The 24,509-nt window shown below is 43.7% G+C and carries 21 protein-coding genes; 15 read left to right on the top strand and 6 right to left on the bottom strand.

Going from position 1 to position 24,509, the window contains the following annotated elements:
• Positions 1–4: 4 nt before the first annotated feature.
• The gene (locus tag L1D37_RS13450; protein ID WP_017630025.1) at positions 5–496 is read right to left on the bottom strand and encodes a GAF domain-containing protein; all 492 of its coding nucleotides are present in this window, start codon (positions 494–496) and stop codon (positions 5–7) included.
• Positions 497–585: 89 nt separating this feature from the next.
• Between L1D37_RS13450 and L1D37_RS13445 the strand changes: the two genes are divergently transcribed.
• The 4 genes from L1D37_RS13445 to rsmF all read left to right on the top strand — a co-directional run bounded on the left by L1D37_RS13445 (position 586) and on the right by rsmF (position 7,973).
• On the top strand, positions 586–2,382 hold the full coding sequence (locus tag L1D37_RS13445; protein WP_239848213.1) for an ABC transporter ATP-binding protein: 1,797 nt from the start codon (positions 586–588) through the stop codon (positions 2,380–2,382).
• A gap of 54 nt (positions 2,383–2,436) precedes the next feature.
• Entirely contained in the window at positions 2,437–3,720 is a 1,284-nt protein-coding gene (locus tag L1D37_RS13440) for a paraquat-inducible protein A (RefSeq protein WP_239848212.1), read from the top strand.
• Complete coding sequence (locus L1D37_RS13435) at positions 3,707–6,364, top strand: MlaD family protein (protein ID WP_239848211.1); 2,658 nt, start codon at positions 3,707–3,709, stop codon at positions 6,362–6,364. The genes L1D37_RS13440 and L1D37_RS13435 overlap by 14 nt, the downstream gene beginning before the upstream one ends.
• A 187-nt stretch (positions 6,365–6,551) precedes the next feature.
• Entirely contained in the window at positions 6,552–7,973 is a 1,422-nt protein-coding gene (gene rsmF, locus L1D37_RS13430) for a 16S rRNA (cytosine(1407)-C(5))-methyltransferase RsmF (RefSeq protein WP_239848210.1), read from the top strand.
• A 333-nt stretch (positions 7,974–8,306) separates the two neighbouring features.
• On the opposite strand, the gene L1D37_RS13425 is transcribed toward rsmF, so the two are convergent.
• The gene (locus L1D37_RS13425; RefSeq protein WP_080967362.1) at positions 8,307–9,215 is read right to left on the bottom strand and encodes a S1-like domain-containing RNA-binding protein; all 909 of its coding nucleotides are present in this window, start codon (positions 9,213–9,215) and stop codon (positions 8,307–8,309) included.
• 28 nt (positions 9,216–9,243) lie between these two features.
• Between L1D37_RS13425 and L1D37_RS13420 the strand changes: the two genes are divergently transcribed.
• Positions 9,244–10,599, top strand: a complete 1,356-nt coding sequence (locus L1D37_RS13420) for a hypothetical protein (RefSeq protein ID WP_176681136.1) — start codon at positions 9,244–9,246, stop codon at positions 10,597–10,599.
• A gap of 107 nt (positions 10,600–10,706) precedes the next feature.
• Here L1D37_RS13420 and L1D37_RS13415 read toward each other — a convergent pair whose 3' ends face one another.
• Both L1D37_RS13415 and L1D37_RS13410 read right to left on the bottom strand, forming a co-directional pair.
• The gene (locus L1D37_RS13415; protein WP_239848209.1) at positions 10,707–11,192 is read right to left on the bottom strand and encodes a DUF4442 domain-containing protein; all 486 of its coding nucleotides are present in this window, start codon (positions 11,190–11,192) and stop codon (positions 10,707–10,709) included.
• A 159-nt stretch (positions 11,193–11,351) separates the two neighbouring features.
• Positions 11,352–12,239, bottom strand: coding sequence for a putative PEP-binding protein (locus L1D37_RS13410; RefSeq protein WP_239848208.1), 888 nt, complete (start codon positions 12,237–12,239; stop codon positions 11,352–11,354).
• A 207-nt stretch (positions 12,240–12,446) separates the two neighbouring features.
• Between L1D37_RS13410 and L1D37_RS13405 the strand changes: the two genes are divergently transcribed.
• Both L1D37_RS13405 and L1D37_RS13400 read left to right on the top strand, forming a co-directional pair.
• Positions 12,447–13,505 carry a 3-deoxy-7-phosphoheptulonate synthase gene (locus L1D37_RS13405; RefSeq protein WP_176681133.1) on the top strand — a complete coding sequence of 353 codons (1,059 nt, stop codon included), beginning with the start codon at positions 12,447–12,449 and terminating at the stop codon, positions 13,503–13,505.
• Between the two features lie 12 nt (positions 13,506–13,517).
• Positions 13,518–14,000 carry a YajQ family cyclic di-GMP-binding protein gene (locus tag L1D37_RS13400; protein WP_017630035.1) on the top strand — a complete coding sequence of 161 codons (483 nt, stop codon included), beginning with the start codon at positions 13,518–13,520 and terminating at the stop codon, positions 13,998–14,000.
• A gap of 168 nt (positions 14,001–14,168) precedes the next feature.
• On the opposite strand, the gene L1D37_RS13395 is transcribed toward L1D37_RS13400, so the two are convergent.
• Complete coding sequence (locus tag L1D37_RS13395) at positions 14,169–15,110, bottom strand: bifunctional precorrin-2 dehydrogenase/sirohydrochlorin ferrochelatase (protein ID WP_239848207.1); 942 nt, start codon at positions 15,108–15,110, stop codon at positions 14,169–14,171.
• A gap of 481 nt (positions 15,111–15,591) precedes the next feature.
• On the opposite strand from L1D37_RS13395, the gene L1D37_RS13390 reads away from it, so the two are divergent.
• From L1D37_RS13390 to L1D37_RS13365, 6 genes are all read left to right on the top strand, one after another.
• On the top strand, positions 15,592–16,620 hold the full coding sequence (locus tag L1D37_RS13390) for an amino acid ABC transporter substrate-binding protein (RefSeq protein WP_017630037.1): 1,029 nt from the start codon (positions 15,592–15,594) through the stop codon (positions 16,618–16,620).
• Between the two features lie 146 nt (positions 16,621–16,766).
• Complete coding sequence (locus L1D37_RS13385) at positions 16,767–17,972, top strand: amino acid ABC transporter permease (protein ID WP_239848206.1); 1,206 nt, start codon at positions 16,767–16,769, stop codon at positions 17,970–17,972.
• 1 nt (position 17,973) lies between these two features.
• Positions 17,974–19,071: an amino acid ABC transporter permease gene (locus tag L1D37_RS13380; protein ID WP_239829742.1), complete on the top strand. Its 1,098-nt coding sequence runs from the start codon at positions 17,974–17,976 to the stop codon at positions 19,069–19,071.
• A 22-nt stretch (positions 19,072–19,093) separates the two neighbouring features.
• The gene (locus L1D37_RS13375; protein WP_004742336.1) at positions 19,094–19,858 is read left to right on the top strand and encodes an amino acid ABC transporter ATP-binding protein; all 765 of its coding nucleotides are present in this window, start codon (positions 19,094–19,096) and stop codon (positions 19,856–19,858) included.
• A 294-nt stretch (positions 19,859–20,152) separates the two neighbouring features.
• The gene (locus L1D37_RS13370; protein WP_017057206.1) at positions 20,153–20,818 is read left to right on the top strand and encodes a Bax inhibitor-1/YccA family protein; all 666 of its coding nucleotides are present in this window, start codon (positions 20,153–20,155) and stop codon (positions 20,816–20,818) included.
• 179 nt (positions 20,819–20,997) lie between these two features.
• The gene (locus tag L1D37_RS13365) at positions 20,998–21,327 is read left to right on the top strand and encodes a TusE/DsrC/DsvC family sulfur relay protein (RefSeq protein ID WP_017057205.1); all 330 of its coding nucleotides are present in this window, start codon (positions 20,998–21,000) and stop codon (positions 21,325–21,327) included.
• A gap of 50 nt (positions 21,328–21,377) precedes the next feature.
• Here L1D37_RS13365 and yccX read toward each other — a convergent pair whose 3' ends face one another.
• Positions 21,378–21,665: an acylphosphatase gene (gene yccX / locus L1D37_RS13360; protein WP_239848205.1), complete on the bottom strand. Its 288-nt coding sequence runs from the start codon at positions 21,663–21,665 to the stop codon at positions 21,378–21,380.
• A gap of 88 nt (positions 21,666–21,753) precedes the next feature.
• Between yccX and L1D37_RS13355 the strand changes: the two genes are divergently transcribed.
• Both L1D37_RS13355 and L1D37_RS13350 read left to right on the top strand, forming a co-directional pair.
• On the top strand, positions 21,754–23,157 hold the full coding sequence (locus L1D37_RS13355; protein ID WP_239848204.1) for a methyl-accepting chemotaxis protein: 1,404 nt from the start codon (positions 21,754–21,756) through the stop codon (positions 23,155–23,157).
• 109 nt (positions 23,158–23,266) lie between these two features.
• Entirely contained in the window at positions 23,267–24,460 is a 1,194-nt protein-coding gene (locus tag L1D37_RS13350; protein ID WP_239848203.1) for a class I SAM-dependent methyltransferase, read from the top strand.
• The last annotated feature ends 49 nt before the right edge of the window (positions 24,461–24,509 follow it).

Raw genomic sequence — 24,509 nt, 5'->3', positions numbered from 1 at the left:
TAATTTATGCCTTGTTCGCGTGCGAATTAAGCAGCTTTTCCACTTCTGCCATGAAAAATGTCAATCCGTCCTCGTCAATTTGAGAAAATCGGCCAACATTTGGGCTATCGATATCAAGAACACCCGCTATTTTTCCACCAATAGAGAACGGAATTACGATTTCTGAGTTACTTGCAGCGTCACAAGCGATGTGACCTTCGAACTCATGAACATCATGAATGCGTTGAACTGTATTCGTCGCAACCGCAGTTCCACACACTCCACGCCCTACCGGAATTCGCACACAAGCAGGTTGACCTTGGAAAGGACCCAGTACAAGTTCGTCTTTTTCCTTAGCTTGATCCTGCTTCATTAAATAGAAACCCGCCCAATTCAAATCATCCAATTCCATGAATAATAAAGAACTGATATTAGCAAGATTAGCAGTTAGATCGGTTTCTGATTCAATTAATGCAACGGCTTGTTTGGTTAAGCGTTGGTAATGTTCTATTTTCATATTAACTTCCAATTAAATTGAGACTTCCATTATCAAGAGAACGCAGTAGAATGCGGCCATCAAACTAAATAGGACTTATTCTCATTACAATGAACAATTCAGAAGACACTATTAGCCGTTCTTGGTTAATAACTCAAGTAAAAAAACACAAGTCCAAATTACTGTTTGCTAACATTATTGCCATACTTGCAACTCTCATCAGTGTCCCTATCCCGTTGCTCATGCCATTAATGGTTGATGAAGTATTACTTGATAAGCCGGCTTCTGGCTTAGATATGATGAACCACCTACTTCCAACATCGTTGCAGACACCCACTGGCTATATTGCACTGACTTTGCTGTTAGTCATTATCATGCGTACCGTTAGCCAAGCGTTGAACATTCTACAAGGGCGTCAATTTACACTCGTCTCCAAAACAATCACCTACCAAATGCGTAGCAAGATGATAGATAAGCTTGGTCGCATTAGTATTAGACAATACGAGACCAAAGGCAGCGGCGGCATTAATGCTCACCTAATAACAGACATAGAGACAATCGATAAGTTCATTGGCTCAACGCTTTCTAAGTTTCTCATCAGCTTTTTAACAGTGTTCGGCACTGCGATCGTGTTGTTATGGTTAGAGTGGCGTTTAGGATTGTTCATTCTACTGGTCAATCCTGTTGTTATTTATTTCTCTCGTAAACTAGGCAGCAAGGTTAAACACCTTAAAAAATACGAGAACCAATCTTTCGAACGCTTTCAGAATCGCTTGGTTGAAACCTTAGATGGCATTTATCAGCTACGTGCTGCCAATAAAGAACGAATCTTCCTAGATGAATTGAAGGTTCAAGCGAACCAAGTAAGAATCGATGCCGATAAATACGCATGGCAATCGGAAGCTGCCGGGCGCGTGTCGTTTCTGCTCTTTCTGTTGGGCTTTGAACTTTTCCGCGCTGTCGCGATGTTAATGGTGCTATTTAGTGACTTAACCATCGGTCAAATCTTCGCGGTGTTCGGTTACTTGTGGTTTATGTTGGGCCCGGTTCAAGAGCTGCTAGGGATTCAATTCTCTTGGTATAGCGCGAAAGCGGCACTACAACGAATCAATGATCTTCTGAAGTTAGAAGAAGAGCATCGTCCGGTGAGTAAGGTGAACCCTTTCAATGAAAACCAAGAAGTGACAGTAGACATAGAAAACGTTACATTCTCTTACACATTAGAAAACACTGTTTTAAATAGCCTATCACTGCACATCCCTGCTGGGAAAAAGGTCGCTTTGGTGGGTGCGAGTGGTGGCGGTAAGTCGACATTAATCCAATTGCTGATTGGGGTTTATCAAGCCGACTCAGGTTGTATACGCTATAACGGAGAAAAGACTGACGACATCAGTTTTGATATTATTCGCAATGAAATTGCCGTTGTTTTACAACAACCTATACTCTTTAACGACACATTGAGGCATAATCTGACCCTTGGCGCTGAATACGATGAAATGTCGCTATGGCGTGCGCTTGAAGTCTCTCAAATGCAAGATGTTATTAAGCAGCTGAGTAATGGCTTGGATACACAAATTGGTAGGAACGGGGTTCGACTGTCTGGTGGTCAACGACAACGTTTAGCAATAGCCCGCATGGTGCTGAGCAATCCTAAGTTTGTTATTCTTGATGAAGCGACCTCCGCACTGGATACAGCCACAGAGTCGGCTCTGCACAAAGCTCTAAGCGAGTTTTTGAAAGATCGCACAACTTTGATAGTGGCTCATCGATTATCAGCGGTGAAACAAGCCGATCTAATCTATGTTTTAGAAGATGGGCAAGTCACACAGACGGGAACACATGGTGAATTGGTTGAACAACAAGGACTTTATCAAACACTCTACGGCAGTGTGCAATCGCACGCCTGATGTTTGTGGTTCTGAGTCTTTAAGTCGGGCATCGAGCCTAACTAACGTTTCAACTTGGGAGGTCGCGTGACCTCCCCATCCGTTACTAACCCTTTATCAACTAAGCATCAATGCGTTAGCAGCTCAGTGCGCCTTTGTCAGGGCTGCGAACTTCCCGTCGATAAAATGGACATTCCTTTAGGGAAATCCGCTTATTGCCCAAGATGCGGCACTCAGCTTTATAGAGGTGGCACACCTAGCCTGTCTGGGAACCTAGCAATCGCCGTCACTTGTTTGTTGCTATTTATCCCTTCTCACTTTTTCGATTTCATTAGCATCCGCCTAATTGGGGTGATGATACCTGCAACTCTGCCATCTGGTGTTTTTACCTTAATGGGTGAAGGCTTCCCGCTACTTGGTTTGTTAATCTTATTCTGTAGTTCCATCGCACCCTTGCTGGTTTGCAGTTCTGTACTTATCAGCCACCTATCACTTCGCTTCGGACTCTTTACTCCATTTCGCTATTCGTTAGCCATTATCCAAACCCTAAAGCACTGGATGATGTTGGATGTGTTCTTAGTGAGCGTCGCCATCTCGTGCTTTAAGCTACAAGACTATTCAGACATCTTTGTTGGCCCCGGTTTGATTGGACTGATTCTACTTCAGCTATTTAGCGTGCTATTAGTTAGCCGTATTAGTGTAAGGCGTTACTGGGAAGCATGGGCTAAAGAATCTGATTACGTGTTTGCCGAAACCAAGAACGTTCATTGCCATAACTGTCACCTATCTCAACCGGAAGGCGATAGTTGCGTTCGCTGTCATCACGACCTCTATCACCGCAAGCCTTACTCGATTCAAAAGACATGGGCATTGTTGTTTGCCGCGTCAGTAGCCATTGTGCCAGCCAACGTTATTCCTATTTCGATTCTTATTACTAACGGGCAAAGACTCGAAGATACGATTATCTCCGGCGTTGCGTCGCTGATTAACAGCGATATGTATGGTATTGCGATAATAATCTTCGTGGCGAGTATTGTCGTCCCAGTAGCCAAAATCCTTGGGCTTGCTTACATCTTGATTTGTATTCAGATGAAGCGAGCGCTCTACCACAGACAACGAATGACCGTCTATTTCATCGTGAAATGGGTAGGAAAATGGTCTGTGATGGATCTGTTCGTTATTTCGATCATGATGACATTGGTCGACCGTGGACAAATTTTAAACTTCACACCAGGTTATGGTGCAGTCGCTTTCGGCGTTGTTGTTGTTCTAACAATGCTGGCCGCGGAAAGCTTAGATCCTAGGCTAATTTGGGATAACTATACCTCTAAAGATGAGTCAGTGAATGAACAACAATAACCAATCACAAACGTCATATTCACCAGAAGTAAGGAAAAACAAAGGCATCTCACCTTTGTGGATTCTGCCAATACTTACCGTCGCTCTCGCCGGTTGGTTGGTAATGAAGTCGGTTCACGATGCCGGGCAACGTGTGCAGATTTACTTCTCGGATGCGGCAGGGTTAATCGCAGGACGCACCACCATTCGCTACCAAGGCTTAGAGGTAGGTATGGTTCGTGACATTACACTGTCCAAAGACCTGTCCAATATTTACGTTGATGCTGATATCTACCCTGAAGCGAAAAAGCTACTTTCAAAAGGTACACGCTTTTGGTTGGTTAAACCGACAGCAAGCTTATCAGGCATCTCTGGTTTAGATGCGCTGGTTTCAGGTAATTACATTGCTATTCATCCAAGTGAAACGAAACAAGAGCCAGAAACGGTTTTCCAAGCCTTGGAATCATCCCCTTCTGACTTACTCGCTTCTGAAGGTCTGAATATCTCACTGACGACCAAAGACTTAGGTGGCGTATCAGTTGGCTCGCAAATCGTTTATCGCAAAATTCCAATTGGGGAAGTCTACAACTACCAGCTCAACGAAAATGGTAAGTCAGTGACGATTCAGGCGGCGATTAAAGACGAATACAGCCATATCATCACTGACCAAAGCCGTTTTTGGAATGTGAGTGGTTTAGGCGCAAGTATCGGATTCTCGGGGGTTGATGTTCGCTTAGAAAGTCTTAGTGCCCTCTTAGGTGGTTCTATCGCCGTGGATTCGCCAGGAGATGGTCAGCCAGTAGAAATGAATACCAAGTTCAAGCTCTACCCTGATCTGAAAACAGCGGGTCGTGGTATTTCAATTAAGATCGCCGTGCCCGATGACAATAAGATCAGCGCGACGGGTGCTCCAATCATGTACCGCGGTATCGAAATCGGTCAAATTACCGATTTATCGTTAAGCGAAGGTCGTGAGCACGTGGTTGCTTCAGCGGCAATCCAACCTGCATTCAGTGACTTCTTAAACAGTGGCAGTAAGTTCGTTCTTGAAGAAGCCGAACTATCACTGACGGGTATGAAGAACATCGCCAACTTGGTAACAGGTAACTTCTTAACTTTAGTACCTGGTGAAGGTGAAAAAGCACGTCGCTTTACTGCGATTCGTCAAACCGAATACAGCCAAGAACAAGAGAAATCAGTCGCGATTCGCCTAACTTCAAACAATTCATTCGGCTTGGATGTTGGTACCCAACTGCTTTACAAAGGCATTGCGGTCGGCTCAATCATCAAAGTGGGTTTGGTTGATGGCGTCGGTACGGGCAGCGAGAAACACGAAGTCTTCATGGATGCGTTGATCGATAACGAATACGCGCACCTTATCAAAAGCAACAACCGATTCTTCGTTACTGGCAGCGCGACCGCTGAATTAACCGAGTCAGGTTTGAGTGTAACCGTTCCACCTGCTAAACAGCTTCTAACAGGCTCGATTAGCTTTGTAAGTGAAGGTAAAGATCAAGCAAGGGGCAACTACCAACTGTTCCAAAGTAAATCACTGGCAGAGATAGCGAAATTCAACCAATCGGGTTCTAAAACGCTGTCGTTGTTTGCAAGTGAATTACCTTCGATCTCTAAAGGCAGTCCACTACTCTACCGCAACCTTCAAGTGGGTAGCATTTCAGATTTCCAACTAGCTGATGGTGGCGTAAGAATTAAAGTCACGATTGAAAACCGCTACACACACTTAATCAATAAGCACACAGTTTTCTGGAACCGTTCAGGTGTTGAAGTTGATGCGTCGCTATCAGGAATCAGCATCAAAGCGGCGCCTGTTAAAACACTGATTCAAGGTGGTATTGCGTTTGATTCACTGCCGGGTATCGACAACAAACTTGGCGATGTATGGAAGCTTTATAACGATTCGAAATCAGCTCGTAAATTCGGTCGTGCGATCACTATCACCTCTTCTGGCGATCAAGAAGTCAGCAAAGGCATGCCGATAAAATATCAAGGTGTGGCAGTGGGTGAAGTCACTTTGGTTATTCCTATCTTTAACAAGGGCGGCATTGAAATTACAGCTCGTATTCTGCCGGAATATGTTGAGAAAATTGCCGTCGCGGATAGCCACTTCTGGGTAGCCGAACCAGAAATTGGTTTGAACGGGATTAAGAATGTTTCATCGCTAATTTCTAAGCACATTAAAGTTGAACCGGGGAACGGAAATAAAACCACGGCATTCAAGTTGAGCAGCGGCCCAGTACAACCTGAAGGCAAGATATTCACCCTACAAAGTGAAAGTCGTGGTTCAGTGTCTGAAGGCACACCTATCCTGTTCCGAGAGTTAGAGATTGGCTCTGTGATTGATGTACAGCTAGGAGAATTTGCAGACCGTATTATCTCAACGATTCAGATAAAGCCAGAGTTCGCTTACCTGATTCGCTCAAACAGCGTGTTCTGGAATGTGTCTGGTGTGGATGTGTCTATCGGCTTGTCTGGCGCGAACATTAAAGCAGGTACTGTCGATAGCCTAATTCGAGGCGGCATTACCTTCTCAACGCCACCAACCAATGAACTGCAACCGTTGGCAAAAGAAGACCAGTCTTTCTACTTATATCCGAAAGCCGAAGACGAGTGGAAATCGTGGAGAACCGCAATCCCTCGCCCTTAGAGCAGTTAAGTACTTAGATACTTAAAACAACTAGCATTGGCTTCTGCTTTCTTAGCAGATAACCAAGGATTCACTTGTAAAATGCAGCCACTGAGCTGCATTTTTATTGTTTCAAGCAAATTTGGTTTAGGACAATCTCATTTTGCTTTAAACTGCGCGCATTAATGCTATAAATCGAGATACCCTTTTGCACGCTAACGTATATATCCCAGAAGAATTCCTAACTCACATTGAAGGCATCATGCCGAGCCATCTAGACATGGCTTCGTTTGTCGCTTCTTGTCAAAAGCCACTTCGTAAAAGTATTCGAGTGAACACACTGAAGATCAGTGTTGAAAACTTCCTCGTGCGTGCAAAAGATAAAGGCTGGGAGCTGGAGCCTGTGCCTTGGTGTGAAACAGGGTTTTGGATTACAGCGGACGAAAGTGAAGCACCTCTAGGAAACACAGCAGAGCACATGTCTGGCCTATTCTACATCCAAGAAGCCAGTTCAATGATGCCACCTTCGGCACTCTTCCAAGGCGAAGAAAACTACCAAGCAGTGCTAGATACGGCTGCGGCTCCGGGTTCTAAAACCACACAGATTGCAGCACTCATGAATAACCGTGGCGTGCTGGTTGCAAATGAATACGCAGCGAGCCGAGTAAAAGTACTTCACGCCAACATCGAACGATGTGGTGTACGTAATGCTGCACTGAGTAACTTTGACGGCCGTGTCTTTGGTGGATGGCTACCAGAACAATTCGATGCTGTATTGTTAGACGCACCCTGCTCTGGCGAAGGTACAATTCGTAAAGACGCCGATGCAATGAAGAACTGGACTTATCAGTCTGTAGTCGACATCGCAGACACCCAAAAAGACCTCATCGAAAGTGCATTTCACGCCCTTAAGCCTAATGGTGTTCTGGTTTACTCAACGTGTACGTTAAGCACGGAAGAAAACCAACAAGTCTGTCATCACTTAAAAGAAACCTTTGGTGAGGCGGTTGAATTCGAATCTTTAGAATCATTGTTTGAAGACGCTAAAGCGACAACGACAGAAGAAGGCTTTCTACACATCTTCCCTCAGGTTTATGACTCTGAAGGCTTCTTCGTTGCACGTATTCGCAAGCTAGCATCGGTTACCCCGCCAGAAGTGAAAAAGCGCTTAGGTAAGTTTCCATTCGAGAAAGCATCGAAGAAAGCACAACAAGAAGTGGCTGAACAGCTTTCAAGTGCGCTAGATATCGAATTACCAAGTGATACTCAGGTATGGATACGTGACAAAGATGTATGGCTATTCCCTGAAGCATTAGAACCGATGATTGGTGAGTTCCGTTTCTCTCGCATGGGCATCAAGATCGCAGAAACCCATAAAAAAGGTTACCGCTGGCAACACCAAGTAGCGACTACGCTCGCGACAGGCAACGAAGCCAACATTGTAGAACTGACTATCGAAGATGCTCGCGAATGGTTCATGGGACGAGACGTTCGCCCTGAAGGTCTATCAGGTAAAGGCGAAGTACTGGTTAAATACAACGGTGCGATCATTGGCCTTGGTAAATGGGTTGGCAACCGAGTTAAGAACGGTTTACCACGTGAGCTAGTGCGCGATAAGAACCTGTTCTAGCTTTTATCTCATGCTCTATCCCTGAACAGAGCTGTGTAGACGAATAAACAAAAAGCCCAAACAACGCAGGTTGTTTGGACTTTTTCTATTCAATCTGTTTTTGGGGAGACTAACTCAGTCAACGAAAATAAAAAGGGTGTTGAATCAACACTTAATTACAAAAACATCAATTCAAGTCACTATTTGTGTTATCAAAAATCGCATATCAGAAAAATTAAACTAGACTTCAGTCTATTAGATAAACAATTAAAACGATTAGCGTAGGCTCTTCGGAGCCCTTTCCCCTAAGCCCAAACAGGAAGGTTTGGGCTTCTTTTTGACCGAAAGACTCGCTTATTTAGTTAAGCGAATCCCTTCTTTGTCGATCGAAATTTTGCCAGACTTGTACAAACCACCAATGGTCTTTTTGAACGTACCTTTGCTGGTTCTGAATGCAGAGAAAATCGCATCCGGTGAAGACTTGTCATTCAATGGCAAGAAGCCACCTTTCTTTTCAAGCAAGTCTAGAATCTTAGTGCTTAGATCATCCATCTTAGCTACGCCAATCTTCTGAAGAGACAGGTCAATTTTACCGTCTTCTTCACGAACATTTTTAATGTAGCCTTTCAGAGTTTTACCGATGAACAGCTTACCGATGATGTCAGATGGGAAAATCATGCCCCAGTGCTCGCCATTCACGATTGCCTTGTAACCCAACTGGCTACGTTCAGCGATGATAAGATCCACTTGCTCGTTTTGCTTATAAGTCGCAGGTGTGTTGTCTAACCACTTGTTGAACTTTGTTGTACCTACAATGCGGCTAGATGCTTTATCAATATATACATATACTAAGATTGACTGACCTTCGTTTAAACGGCCACGTTGCTCGCTGAAAGGAACCAGTAGGTCTTTGCCTTTCACGCCCCAACTCATGAATGCACCTGTGCTGTTTACACCTTCAACAGTCATCAAACCAAACTGCCCTACTTGAGCAATCGGTTTTTCAGTCGTTGCAGCGATCTGGTTATCAGAATCAATGTATAAGAAAACATCTAACTTTTGACCAATTTCAACACCTTCAGGAGTAAATCGTTTCGGCAGCAACACGGTTCCATAGTCGCTAGCGTCAAGGAATACACCGAAGTCTGCTTGTTTTACTACTTCTAAGTTGTTTATTTGACCAATATTAATCATCAAGATTGTCTCTACTTTAAATTTGGCGGAGATTATACGTGATCTCTGATATGCTTTCGCTAGTTTCATTCATATTTTTACATTCTAGGAGCCATCGTTGATCACCGTTGATAAACAAGATGCGATAACACTTAAAATTAACCATGCCATGGCTAAAACAAAAAAGCTCGACATGGACGTTTATCTATTCATTCCCGGTGAACTTGGACTGACTCCTGAAGTCCTTTCTGAAAGCGCATTTTTCTACAGCTCGATCACTCAAAAACGTGCTTATTACAGTGATAAAACACTGCTGCCTTTGGTGCACAGCCGTTTAGCTAAACGTGGTCGACTGTCCATTACACAGTACCGTGTCAGTTTGAGTTTGTTCGCGTATCAATATGTCATCGCATTGGACAAAGCTGTCAGCAGCTTGAACAAGAACGATAGTGACGACGTAACGGCTGATGAAGTAGATGAAGTCATTGAATTGGCTTTAGATATCTTGAAGAAGCTACGCCGAAGCATCCCTTACGAAGAAAACCTCAAGCGCTACTACGCTAATATCGATAACTACCTATCTTGGTACACCGAGCAAAAGTTCTTATCGCTGGTTTCGCACATGCCGCGTGGCAGTGAGTATTCAACGATTAAAGAACGACTCTTAACGCTTTGTGATAAAGAGACGGCGCACCGTAAACTGAACCGCTACAACTCAGCAAGAGTTCGAGAGGACGTTACCCGTCTAAGTAACAAGATGCGTTTGCTGCGTCGTTTGATTGAACATCCTATCGTTCTTAAAGAAAAGACCACATCGATGGGTAAGAACGTTAAGCGTGCCGTGAAAGGCATTGCGACTGGTTTGGTAATGGTCGTCGTGACCACTACTGTGATCTTGGCTCGTGACTTTCTTGGTGAGATTACCGCCTCTTTCATCGTGGCGATGTCTTTCATCTACGCGTTGCGTGAGATCTTCAAAGATGACTTGAGAGACATCCTTTGGCGCTGGCTGCGTAAAGGCAAGCCAAAATGGAAGCGCCGTTACTATGACCCAACAACCAATAAGTCTGTTGGTCATAAACTTGAATGGTTGGACTACGCAAACTTTTCGAAGCTTGCAGATCGTATTCAATCAATTCGTAAGAAGCGTGTGGTACAACGTGAAGAGCAAATCTTGCATTACCGCTCTCATACTGAGATGTCGACATCGACCTTTATGAGTGGCTACGAGGAAACTCGTGAAACGTTATCGATCAGCCTAAGAGCGCTAACACGATTGATGGATAAAGGCTCAAACAAAATCTACCGTTTGAATGAAGGGCAAGTTAGTCGCGAGTCAGTAGAAAAGCGTCATCTTCTCAACCTGATCATTAAAGAGAACAACCATGATAACGAACCAACCTACTACCGTTGGAAGATCGTCATGAACCGTTCCAAAATCGTTGATATTGAGCAAATCACCCAAGAGTCATAGAGCCGTTATAAAGTTATCTATAACGGTATGTGGAAACCATTCACATACCGTTGTTTTATCTCTTCAACGTTACCCATGACATCTAAGCCAAATCTATTATTTGATGGCTATTTTCTAGATGACACTTTCTTAATTGAAAGCGTTAGCGTGAACTCGGCCATCGGCTCATCACCATGTAAAGATGGGCATGTTGCGATAATGGTGACAGGTTGATTGACTCGTTCTCCGGTCGACATGGTTTCTGCCAACATAGTGTTGATCAGCTCACCGTCGTTACAAGTGAAATGCACATCACCTTCAGGGCGCTTCAAAAAGTTACCCGTCACCTCTTTAAAAGCCAACGAAATCTTTTCACCTTGCTGCTGCGACTTACTCATCGCAAGAAAGCCACCCGCAACATCTGCACCCACAGCCAAAACGCCAAAGTACATACTATTAAGGTGATTCTTGGTACGCCTTTTAAGCGGGATTTTCACTTCAACATGTTGGTTGTCCAACGCGAGCAGTTTTGGTCGACACAACCAGATAAGTGGGACTTTGAAAAAGCCAAACATGCTTAAGTAGAAATTTGCTTTTTGTAGAGGGGTCAACATTCGAATTACCTAGCCAAGTTAGTCATCAGACCAGTTAATCGACTAGCGATAAGAATGTCAAAAAAATGTTACAAAAAAGAGATATCATCGCACAATGATATCTCTTTCATTCTCAAAGCATTAGCGCTTTAAGTCAGCTTACCAAGCAAGCTAATCGATTTACGCAGTCACGACCGTTTCAACACCTTCAAGGTCAGCAATGTAACCTTGTAGACGTGGATAATCGACTAAACCTTGCGTTACTAACAATACTGGCTTCTTCGCATGCAGGGTCGCTTTAACAATCATATCAAGTAAAGTAATTACCGCTTCGTTTTGCGGGTCGAAAGCATGTTGCTGCGCTTCATTTTGTTTGTCTACGCCAAGAGTGAAAGACGCTAGGCTGTCGACATTCACAACGACACCATCAAAGTAATGCAGTAGACGTTCGCTCAGTAGCACAGCAGACGGAACATCACACGAGAACAGCACTTTCAGACCGTTAAGACCACGTGGTAAACCTTGCTCCGCTAGCAAGTCGATGATCTTCGCAGCATCGCTCAACGCACGAACGTAAGGTACAACGACTTCAACGTTGATGCCTTGCTCACGTAATGCCTTAATCACCTGACATTCTAAAGCGAAGGCCTTGCTGTATTCTGGTGTCGCATAGCGAGCTACACCACGAACGCCTAGTGCCGGGTTCACTTCCTCAACTTCGCAATTACCGCCTAACAGCGAGCGGAAGCTGTAACTATCAGCACTGCTCAACGCGATGCGCACTGAGGCATGATTCGGTAGGACTGCAGCTTGAATCGCTACAACCAGTGTTGAAACAAAATGTTCTTCGACACTCTTGCCACCAAGGATGGCATCTAAAGAGGTTTTCTCAATATCAGAAAGTGTATCTAAATGGTCTTCAATCGATGGATGGTAGAAAACACGATCCATAACCAATTCAGACAGAGATACGTACAAGTGGGTAGAATTATTATTATCGTTATAAGAAGGCAGCACATCACCTAAGACAAGTTCTGGGTGCAAAGTGCTTTGATTTTCTTGAGTCATTGCTGCTCCAGCATTTTTATGTTGTGTTCAAACGAAAATACCGATAGCTGCCTGTTAATACAAGTGAAAATCCCTTATTTGACGCTGGCCTGCTGATAAAAATAAGAATATTAGCAATAACTGAGATAACTTTGACTCAAGAGAGTTTATTCCTCTGTTCAATTCCGTTATCTTAACCACTTCGCAATAGAATAAAAAAGCTATCACATGCCATTAAAAACTGATGAGTTGAGAACCCAAGCACTGGGTCCTATGCCAACTCCTGCCGAATTAGGCAATGCACACCCTATTACTGACGACGTTGCTGAGCGTATTGCAAATTCTCGCCGCCAAATCGAAGATATCCTAACTGGTCGTGATAACCGCCTATTAGTTATCGTTGGCCCTTGTTCTGTTCATGACACAGAAGCGGCACTTGATTACGCTGAGCGCTTAAGCCAGATTCAAGAGCAATACAAAGACGAATTGTTCGTGGTAATGAGAACCTACTTCGAGAAACCTCGTACGGTTGTAGGTTGGAAAGGTCTGATTACCGATCCAAACCTTGATGGTTCATACGCACTTGAAACGGGCTTGAACAAAGCGCGTAAGCTTCTGCTAGACATCAATAAGCTTGGTCTAGCAACAGCGACTGAATTCCTTGATATGATCACAGGTCAGTACATTGCAGACCTTATCACTTGGGGCGCAATTGGCGCTCGTACAACAGAATCTCAGATTCACCGTGAAATGGCTTCTGCTCTTTCTTGCCCAGTTGGCTTCAAAAACGCGACTAATGGCAACATCAAGATCGCTATCGATGCTATTCGTGCTGCGCATGCTTCACACTACTTCTACTCTCCAGACAAGAACGGTCGCATGACGGTTTACCGTACTTCTGGTAACCCATACGGTCACGTTATTCTACGTGGTGGTGATAAGGGGCCTAACTTCGACGCTGAATCGGTAGATATCGCATGTAAGCAACTTGCTGAATTCGATCTGCCTCAACGTTTGGTTGTAGACTTTAGCCACGCTAACTGTCAGAAACAGCACCGTAAGCAGTTAGAAGTTGCACAAGACATTTGTGACCAGATCAAATCTAACAAGAATCAAATTGCAGGCATCATGGCAGAAAGCTTCATTAAAGAAGGCAACCAGCCAATGACTGACATCAACAACCTAGAATACGGCAAGTCTATTACTGACCCATGCCTAAGCTGGGAAGATACTGCAACTATGCTAGACATGCTTGCAACTGCAATTAAAGATAGAAACTTAGCTTAAGGACATAACACAATGCCATCATTTGACATTATCTCTGAAGTAGAATCAGTAGAGCTACGCAACGCTGTAGACAATGCTAACCGTGAACTATCGACTCGTTTCGATTTCCGCGGCGTTGATGCAAGCTTCGACTACAAAGATGAGTCGGTAAAACTGACTGCTCAAGACGATTTCCAACTGAAGCAAATGCGCGATATCCTTCGTAGCAACCTAACAAAGCGTAATGTTGATCCTAACGCGATGGAAGCGAAGGCTGCAGACCAAACAGGTCGCACTTGGCACCAAACGGTTATCTTCAAGCAAGGCATCGAAACCGATGTTGCTAAGAAAATCGTTAAGCTAATCAAAGACAACAAAGTTAAGGTTCAAGCGGCTATCCAAGGCGAAAAAGTTCGTGTTACAGGTAAGAAGCGTGATGACCTACAAGCGGTTATGGCACTGGTTCGTAACGGTGAACTTGGTCAACCTTTCCAGTTTGATAACTTCCGCGACTAATTAATCTGGCTACGTGTAGCGGCTCTTGTTCGCTGCTCACTAATCAGTTTAATGCGGCATTTAACATAGCAAAAAGCCACTTCTTTATCGGAAGTGGCTTTTTATTTATCTGGCCGTTGTGACTAGCGTATTAGGCGTCAGCTTGAAGACAACTAGCATCTCTGTCTTTTAGCTCAACACCTTGGCTGAAGACAACTTCAGGTCTTTGCCTACCAGTAAACTGAACTCAACACTCGCTGGTGGAATAAACACACAGACACGTAAGCTCTCTGCTCTTGCTTGCTCGAGCTTAGTAGACAGTTCTCCACTATTCGCATAACTTTCCCTTTCCGCATCTCGGCGACATAAGTCTATAAACTCAAACGGGCAATCACTCGGAGCAAGAACCAGTTCCGCTTCCTGCATTAAACGTAAAGCTTTCATTGGTAACAGCTCTATATCTTGCTCGAACTCAATCCAAGTTACCTGCCCTTCACTATCAATGCCTTGCGTTAGCGCTTGTTGATAGTAAGACTCTAACTGCTCTCTGTCTGTTATCTGCTCAATAAAGCTAGATGACAAGAAGCGCTCCCAGAACTTACGACGCTCGTCGACTGTTGGGAATGACTCTTTGATTGAATTGCGTTTTGATGCACCGAAGTCTGCAATCAAACCTATATTTTGTGGCAGTACTGTTTCGAGTTTTTCTCTAATATTTCGCACTAAAACAGGTGAAGCACCACCGCTAGAGATCGCAATTTGAATTCTTCCGCGATTTATCATCGAAGGCGTGATGAAATCGCAGTAAGGTAAATCATCAACTACATTGACTAAAATACCCAGTTTTTTCGCATCATTATACACTTGGTGATTCAGGCTTGGGTTGTCTGTTGTAGCCCAAACCTGCAAGTAATCTTTCGATATGATCTGCGACGAATAAAAGTTCTGAACCCAGTGAAGTTTGTTCTCATCAACAAGCTGCTTTAAGTAAGGCGCTACCTTGGGAGAAACCAAAGTCACATTCGCTCCAGCTCGTAACAAGCTGTCGACTTTACGGCAAGCAACCTCGCCCCCACCAACCACCAGAATTGGCTTATTCTCTACATCCAAAAACATTGGGAAATAACGCATGTTCTTCCTTGAGACGACTTCAATAACTATTCAGCCATGCTACCAAATTTGGAGCATATTCATAACTATCCAAGTGTAATAAAAATATTTATTGACCAAATTTCAATCTTTTTTAAGGCGAATGTTTCATCAGTGTGAGATTCATTCAGAATATTTATCTAGTCGATTATCAATATAAAAATCTAAATCTTGTTGCACCAACAGTGTGAACCCTTGCACTATTTACATTCAGTTAACATTTGGTCATTCTAAATGTGTTCGGATTTGTGATTTCATTCAAAATTCTTTTTAAATTATACATTTGTGAAACTACGGATCCTTTCCTAACCTTATAAACAGTTGTTTAAATCGCACACAGTTTCATTTGCAAAATGCAACTCGTTTGATTTGGGCAACAAGGTCATAGAAAACGCAACACATATAGAAAAACTCAAACGAGCACGAGTATCAGGTGTCACCTGGTTAACAAGGAAGGATACAAATGACAAATAAACTAACACTTCTTGCTTCAGTAGTAGCTGCATCAACTGCGATGATGGCAACATCGGCATCAGCGGCAGAAAGCACTCTGGACAAAGTCACATCTCAAGGCTTCTTAACTTGTGGTGTAAGTACAGGTCTTCCAGGGTTCTCTAACCCTAACTCAAAAGGTGAATGGGAAGGAATTGATGTTGAGTATTGTCAAGCTCTTGCAGCGGCTGTACTCGGTGACAAGACCAAAGTTAAGTATGTACCTCTAACAGCAAAAGAGCGTTTTACTGCGCTTCAATCTGGCGAAATCGACGTACTATCTCGTAACACAACATGGACATTACATCGTGACACCGCTCTGGGTCTGAACTTCGTAGGCGTTAACTACTACGATGGTCAAGGCTTCATGGTTAAGAAAGATCTAGGTCTTACAAGTGCTCTAGAACTTGATGGCGCTTCTGTATGTGTTCAATCAGGTACAACGACTGAGCTTAACCTAGCCGATTACTTCCGTAACAACGGCATGTCTTACAAGCCAGTGGTATTTGATACAGCAGCACAAACTTCTAAAGGTTTCGACGCAGGTCGTTGTGACGTGCTAACAACAGACCAATCTGGTCTATACGCACTTCGCCTAAACCTAGCTGATCCGAAATCTGCACAAGTACTTCCTGAAATCATCTCTAAAGAGCCTCTAGGTCCTGTTGTTCGTCAAGATGATGACAAATGGTTTAACGTTGCTAAGTGGACACTTTCTGCGATGATTAACGCGGAAGAATACGGCATCTCTTCTAAAAATGCAGACGAAATGCTTAAGTCAAAAGATCCAAACATCAAACGTATTCTTGGTGTAGACGGTCCTAAAGGTAAAGGCCTTGGCATTCGTGACGACTGGGGTTACCAAGTAATTAAGCAAGTTGGTAACTACGGTGAGAGTTTTGAACGTACTGTTGGTACAGGTTCTCCACTTCAAATCTCTCGCGGCGTAAATGCATTATGGAATGCGGGCGGCTTTATGTACGCTCCACCAATCCGTTAATAGCACCTACGTGATTACTTGTTCGTAACCGTTGCTATCACGCACATCTTGTGTGGTAGCAACAAACAGAAAATGAATATTTGAGTAACACGATTTAGGGCGGTTTTTCCGCCCTAACTGTTAAATGGATTTGAGGTTATTGCAGTATGAAACCTAACAACACTCTTACTCCTTCCCAGGAAAAACCTGAAGCAAAAAGTGCCAACCTATTATACAATCCGACTTTCCGATCTGTTGTTTTTCAGATCATTGCCATCGGAGCACTCGGCACTTTCTTCTACACCATCGTAAATAATGCCCTTACCAACCTTGATGCCCGAGGCATTGCTACTGGTTTTGATTTTCTAAGTCAAGAAGCCGGTTTTGGTATCGGATTAACGCTCGTCGAATACGACGAAACCTTCTCTTATGGTCGAACGTTCGTTGTCGGCTTGTTAAACACCGCCCTAGTTTCAGTGCTAGGTATTATTTTAGCCACCGTTCTTGGCTTCAGTATGGGTATCGCTCGTTTATCTTCTAACTGGTTAGTTAGCCGATGTGCAGCGGTTTACATTGAAATCTTCCGAAATATCCCTCTATTACTTCAAATTTTCTTTTGGTATTTCGCCGTTCTTCAAGCTCTACCATCAGCTCGCCAAAGTCTGAGCTTGGGTGAAGCCATCTTCTTGAATGTTCGTGGCTTATATTTCCCGGCGCCTGTTTTAGAGCAAGGAAGCAACTTCGTTATTGCTGCACTGGTCATCGGTATTATCGCTACTGTGATAATCAATATTTGGGCTAACAACAAACAGAAACTGACCGGGCAACAAACACCGATGTTTCGCATCGCAGCGAGTTTAATCGTTGGTTTACCTCTGGTTGTTTACTTTGTGATGGGTATGCCTATTTCAGCTGAATACCCTGCATTAAAAGGCTTTAACTTTAAAGGTGGTATAAGCATCATTCCTGAGCTTGCAGCCCTTGTGTTAGCTCTCAGTATCTATACGGCATCTTTCATTGCAGAGATCGTTCGTTCGGGTATTAATGCTGTGAACCATGGTCAAACAGAGGCTGCAATGTCTTTGGGACTACCACGTTCTCGTACACTTAAGCTGGTTATCATCCCGCAAGCTTTACGTATCATTATTCCACCGCTTACTAGTCAATATTTAAACTTAACCAAGAACTCTTCGCTAGCAATGGCGATTGGTTACCCTGACCTAGTTTCTGTATTCGCAGGTACAACGCTTAACCAGACGGGTCAAGCGATTGAAATAATTGCAATGACCATGGGCGTCTACCTAACTCTGAGCTTATTGACCTCCGCGTTAATGAATATCTATAACCGTAAAGTCGCATTGGTGGAGAGATAATATGAGCACACATCAATTTCAACCTGATCTTCCGCCTCCCGCTAACACGGTTGGTATGGTTGGCTGGTTAAGGAAAAATCTCTTTAACGGCCCTATTAACAGCGTAGTGACACTGGTTTTAGGTTACATCGCATTCTCATTACTTTGGGCAACCTTTGACTGGGCATTCTTAAATGCAGACTGGGTTGGTACGACTCGCGATGCATGTACGAGTGACGGCGCATGCTGGGTATTCATCAGTGTTCGTTGGGATCAGTTCATGTATGGCTTCTATCCTGAGGCTGAACTGTGGCGCCCTCGCCTTTTCTACGCAACGTTAGCTATTTTTGTGGCTTTATTGGCTTATGAAAAAACACCTAAGCGCACGTGGATTTGGTTGTTCTTCGTAAACATCTACCCATTTCTAATCGCTGGCTTGTTATACGGTGGTGTATTTGGACTAGAAGTTGTTGATACCCATAAATGGGGCGGCCTACTGGTAACATTGATCATCGCGTTAGTTGGTATTGTGGTTTCGCTTCCTATCGGTGTTGCACTAGCCCTTGGGCGTCGTTCAGAGATGCCGATCATTCGCAGTATCTGTACTGTGTACATCGAAATCTGGCGTGGTGTTCCTCTTATTACCGTGCTGTTCATGGCGTCGGTAATGCTGCCTCTATTCTTAGCCGCAGGTTCTGAAACCGATAAGCTTATCCGTGCTCTTGTTGGTGTGGTGTTGTTTAGTGCAGCTTATATGGCAGAGGTTATTCGTGGTGGTCTACAAGCGATTCCTAAAGGCCAATACGAAGCAGCAGATGCACTTGGTCTAACCTATTGGAAAAAGATGGGACTGATTATTCTTCCTCAAGCGTTGAAAATCACTATTCCATCAATTGTGAACACATTCATTGGCCTATTTAAAGACACCAGTCTGGTACTTATCATCGGTATGTTTGATGTGTTGGGTATTGGCCAAGCAGCGAATACCGACCCTGAGTGGTTAGGCTTCGCAACAGAAAGTTATGTATTTGTCGCGTTAGTGTTCTGGGTGTTCTGTTTTGGCATGTCGAGGTACTCGATATGGCTAGAAAACAGACTTCACACCGGTCACAAACGATAGTTAATAAGATCAAGGACGTATTATGACGCAACAACTAAACCCAGAATCGCAAGAGTTGATGATTGAACTTAAAGACATGAACAAGTGGTACGGTGAGTTCCACGTGCTTAAGAACATCAACCTAGAAGTTAAGAAAGGCGAGAAAATCGTTATCTGTGGCCCTTCTGGCTCAGGAAAATCTACGATGATTCGCTGTATCAACCGACTGGAAGAGCACCAAAAAGGTCATATCTTCGTTTCAGGAAATGAACTGACAGAAGACCTAAAGAACATCGAAGCCGTGCGTAGAGATGTAGGTATGTGTTTCCAGCACTTCAACCTGTTCCCACATCTTACGGTATTAGAAAACTGTACTCTGGCGCCTATCTGGGTCAAAAAGATGCCGAAGGAAGAAGCTGAAGCGATTGCGATGAAATACCTAGAGCGTGTAAAAATCCCTGAGCAAGCGGATAAATTCCCAGGTCAGCTTTCAGGTGGTCAGCAACAACGTGTAGCTATCGCCCGCTCTTTGTGTATGAACCCTCAAGTAATGCTGTTTGATGAGCCAACATCGGCACTCGATCCAGAAATGGTTCGTGAGGTGTTAGATGTAATGGTAGAGCTTGCAGAAGAAGGCATGACCATGTTGTGTGTGACGCACGAAATGGGCTTTGCTAAAGAGGTCGCGGATCGCGTTATCTTCATGGACGCTGGCGAAATCATCGAAGAGAACAACCCTGTCGACTTCTTTGAAAACCCACAGTCGGACAGAACGCAGAACTTCTTAAGCCAAATCTTACACCATTAATGTGTTATGATGCATAAACGATAGAGGCGGCTTAGGTCGCCTCTTTATTTTTCAAAGTTATAGTTAGTTTTTAAAGTTTTAAGCAACTGAATAGATCGACCTAAAGTTGACCATCGTATCTTAGCTATACTCGATTACAGCCTAAAGAAATACTTTGTTACACCTTCAGAAACACTTAACCGACTATTTTGATTATTATTTTACGTATACAAGAGGAATGAAAGACTTGATTTTTCGAACTTTCACCCCCATAAATGTACTAATAACTATTGAAGTCACCTTACGAGGAAGATTATGAACAGCCCTATGTTTTCACGCACAGCATCTCAAGAAAGTGCTCTGCAAACCAATAAAGTGTTGCGTAATACCTATGCTCTACTGTCTATGACACTACTTTGGTCTGCTGTTGTAGCAGGCGTATCTATGGCGATGAACCTTCCTCGCCCTGGTCTTATCATCATGCTAGTTGGCTTCTACGGCCTACTTTTCCTTACTGAAAAGAACCGTGACAACAGCATGGGTCTAGTCTTCACATTCCTATTTACTGGTTTCTTAGGCTACACCATCGGTCCAATCCTTAATATGTATGTTGGCGCAGGTATGGGTGATGTCATCCTAACTGCACTTGGCGGTACCGCATTAGCATTTATGGGTGCTTCAGCTTACGCTCTTACTACTAAGCGTGACCTGTCATTCCTTAACGGCATGCTACTAGCTGGTTTCGTTGTACTGCTTGTAGGTATGGTTGCAAACATCTTCCTACAAATGCCTCTACTATCATTGGCAATGAGCGGTATGTTCATCCTATTCTCGACTGGTGTTATCTTGCTTACAACGCAAAACATCATTCGTGGCGGTGAAACTAACTACATCTCAGCAACGATCAGCTTGTACGTATCAATCTACAACATCTTCATCAGCCTACTAAGCATTCTAGGCATCATGGGTAGCGACGACTAATCACTCCCATAACTGAAGAATATCTAGCCCAAGAGCCTCGCTCTTGGGCTTTTTTATATCTATCCGCACCAGAATTCTTTTGATAGCTAAAATATTTCTTGAGATCGCTATAAATCTGTTGAGAAAAGTAAACTTGGTCATTACCCTATCTGGATAGTTAACTGGATTCTGGATTAAACATGTTCGAATATAACGGCAAGCAAATCGAAACCGATGCTCAAGGCTACCTGTTGGACTACACACAATGGGAAGAAGGTATGATTGAAATTCTTGCTCAAGATGAAGCTATTGAACTTACGGATGCGCACTTAGAAGTCGTACATTTTGTAAGGAGCTTTTACGAAGAGTTCAACACCTCTCCAGCAGTTCGCATGCTAGTTAAAGCGATGGAAAAGGCTCACGGCCCAGAAAAAGGCAACAGTAAGTATCTATTCAAGTTATTCAAGAAAGGCCCCGCTAAGCAAGCGACCAAACTCGCAGGCCTACCTAAACCAGCGAAGTGCTTGTAAAGACTAACCTGCTTTAGAACATTCCCGAATATAAATACTGTAGTGACGAGCTACAGTATTTTAAATTCCCCGACACGCACCTTTTGTCGTTCTTTCTCTCCAACTTGATGTTTTACTACACCATCAACTACCGCACTCTTAGGGCCGATTTTTAGCCATTCGTATAGCTTCTCAATTTGCCCAGCCTCTCCAACCGCTAATACTTCAACTCGGCCATCATTTAGGTTCTTAGCATAACCGGAAATACTCAAAGCTTGCGCTTGTCTGCTGGTGTGATAACGAAAACCAACACACTGAACTACGCCTGACACGACAAAAATAAATTGGGAACTTTCCATAACGTTGCCTCATAAATTATATGAATGATATAGTTAAACTTCTATTCATTCACCGCTTATTGGTGGACTTACTTCGAGTATAACGATTATGAAAGAAATCCCATTTCGTTGGATTGACAAATATCTCATTCACCTAAAAATCCAAGAAAAGTTCTATCTACTCTTCTTATTACCTCTTCTCGCTCTGGTTATATTAACGCTCGTTTTAGATAGTGCAGCGGATTCATTACTGGCTCACCTTTATCAAGAAGAAATGCTCTTGATGAAAGGGCTTATTGAGGCGGGTCAACTCACGAAAGAGCAAGTTGCTCAACTCGTTAGTAATTCTGATAGCATCTCTTTAGGCTATGGTGCAGGTTCTGTTTCAGTCATGAATGGCGCATTTAGTTTAGTAGCAAACCACGATCAAAACCTTTGGTCTGCACTCTCTACAACTCAAGTATCTATCATCGCGGTAACACTAACGCTGATCGCATTGGGTGTTTACTACATCATGACCTTCATTGGCGGTGCCATGTTCTCGATGAACAAAGCGCTAAACACACTTGCGAATGGTGACTTAACTTGTCGTATGAACTACTTCTTGGTTCGTGATGAATTCAGTGAAATTGCCATCACTATCGATAAGGTAGCCGAGCGTGAACAAAACATGGTTCTTTCTATACAAGAATCTGTGGCACTTATGCAGCAAATCAGTTCGGACTTGAACCAATCAACACAGCAAAGCTCAGACATTTCAGGTAATCAACAAGAACACCTGAATAGCCTAGCAAGTGCTACCGAACAAATGGCAGCAACGATTCGTGAAGTGGCCACCCTTGCACACGATTCTAGCTCTCAAACGATGGATGCTCGCGGTGTTGCTCAAAGTGGCCAAGTGAAGGTTTCGAATACTCTGCAATCTATCTCTAGCCTATCTCAAGAGATTCAATCAGCCTCTCAGGCGGTAGAAGAGCTTGATGCGAACGCTGCACAGATCGATGAAGTAGTCACAACCATCAATGGTATTTCAGAACAGACTAACCTTCTTGCTCTCAACGCCGCTATTGAAGCAGCTCGTGCTGGTGAACAAGGACGAGGTTTTGCTGTCGTTGCAGATGAGGTTCGTGCTCTTGCAGGAAGAACACAGCAAGCAACGGTTGAAATCCAAAGCATGATTGAATCATTACAACGTAACAGCCAATCGCTAACAAAACTGATGGAAGTGACGGTTAACAACGCAAACGAAGGACAAACATTAATGTCTGAAGTGAACGTTGAAATCGGCTCTCTTGCTGAAAAGAATCAATCGATTTCGGACAGTAGCACTCAGATAGCTACCGCAGCTGAAGAGCAAGGTGTTGTAGCTGACAACATTGCACAGAGTGTCGAAGAGATTCGTCATCAATCAGACAGCATCTGTGAAATGATCAGTAAGAGTAATGCCAACGTTGATCAGCTTCGTAAGCAAAGCGACACAATGGAAGGCTTATTAACAGGTCTCAACGCTTAATCCTTGAAATATCGTTACTAGGGCTGCTTCTGCAGCCCTTTCTTATTTGCTTTTCACCTGTACTTCCCCGACAATACCCCTCCTTCAAATTCAACAAACAGAGTAAATTATGACTCCTTCAATTCATCTAGCTAAAGGCCGAGATAAATCACTACGCCGCAAACACCCTTGGGTATTTTCACGCGGTATCGATAAGGTCGAAGGCGAGCCACAACAAGGTGAAACTGTAGACGTATATGCTCAAAATGGTCAGTGGCTTGCAAAAGCAGCTTACTCTCCAGCTTCTCAAATTCGAGCTCGTGTTTGGACATTTGAAAAAGAAGAAATCAACAAGGCGTTCTTCGTAAAACGAATTGAAGATGCACAGTCTTTACGTGAAGACATTATCGAACGTGACGGTCTAACGGGTTACCGTCTAACAGCCGCAGAGTCTGACGGCTTGCCTGGCATCACTATCGATAAGTATCAAGACTTTCTAGTTTGCCAACTGCTAAGTGCAGGCGCTGAATATAACAAAAGCGTATTGATTGAAGCCCTAATCGAGTGCTTCCCGAACTGTAATATTTATGAGCGTTCAGACGTAGCGGTTCGTAAGAAAGAAGGCCTAGAACAAGTTGTCGGTGTACTTCATGGTGAAGAGCCACCTAAATCAATCGTGATTGAAGAGAATGGCGTTAAAATCAGTGTGAACATTATGGAAGGCCACAAAACGGGCTTCTACATGGACCAACGTGATAGCCGTAAAGAGTCGATGAAGTACGTTAAAAACAAAGATGTTCTTAACTGCTTCTCATACACAGGTGGTTTTGGCCTATACGCCCTGAAAGGCGATGCTAAGCGTGTGATTAACGCTGATGTATCTCAACTTGCTCTTGATACTGCGAAGTTGAACGCTGAACTGAATGAGTTTGATATCTCTAAAAAGCGCGCGGTGTTCCTTAATGCCGACGTCTTCAAGCTGCTTCGTGAATACCGCGACCAAGGTACTAAGTTTGACGTAGTGATCATGGACCCACCAAAGTTTGTTTCAAGCAAGAACAACCTAACTTCAGGCGCAAACGGCTATAAAGACGTTAACATGCTTGCAATGCAAATCCTGAAACCAGGCGGAACGCTACTCACCTACTCTTGCTCTGGCTTAATGGGCACAGATTTGTTCCAAAAAATCATCGCCGATGCAGCTCTAGACGCAGGCCGCACTGTTAAATTCGTAGAACGCTTCGAACAAGCAGCCGACCACCTAACAGACACAGCCTACCCAGAAGGTTTCTACCTAAAAGGCTTTGCTTGTAAGGTCCTGTAGAAGATAAAGCTTTAAATCACTAGATAATAAAAAAGGGCCTTTCGGCCCT

The sequence above is a fragment of the Vibrio sp. Isolate33 genome, assembly GCF_022397895.1.
Classification (GTDB): domain Bacteria; phylum Pseudomonadota; class Gammaproteobacteria; order Enterobacterales; family Vibrionaceae; genus Vibrio; species Vibrio pomeroyi.
This window is presented reverse-complemented; position numbering and strand designations above follow the sequence as displayed.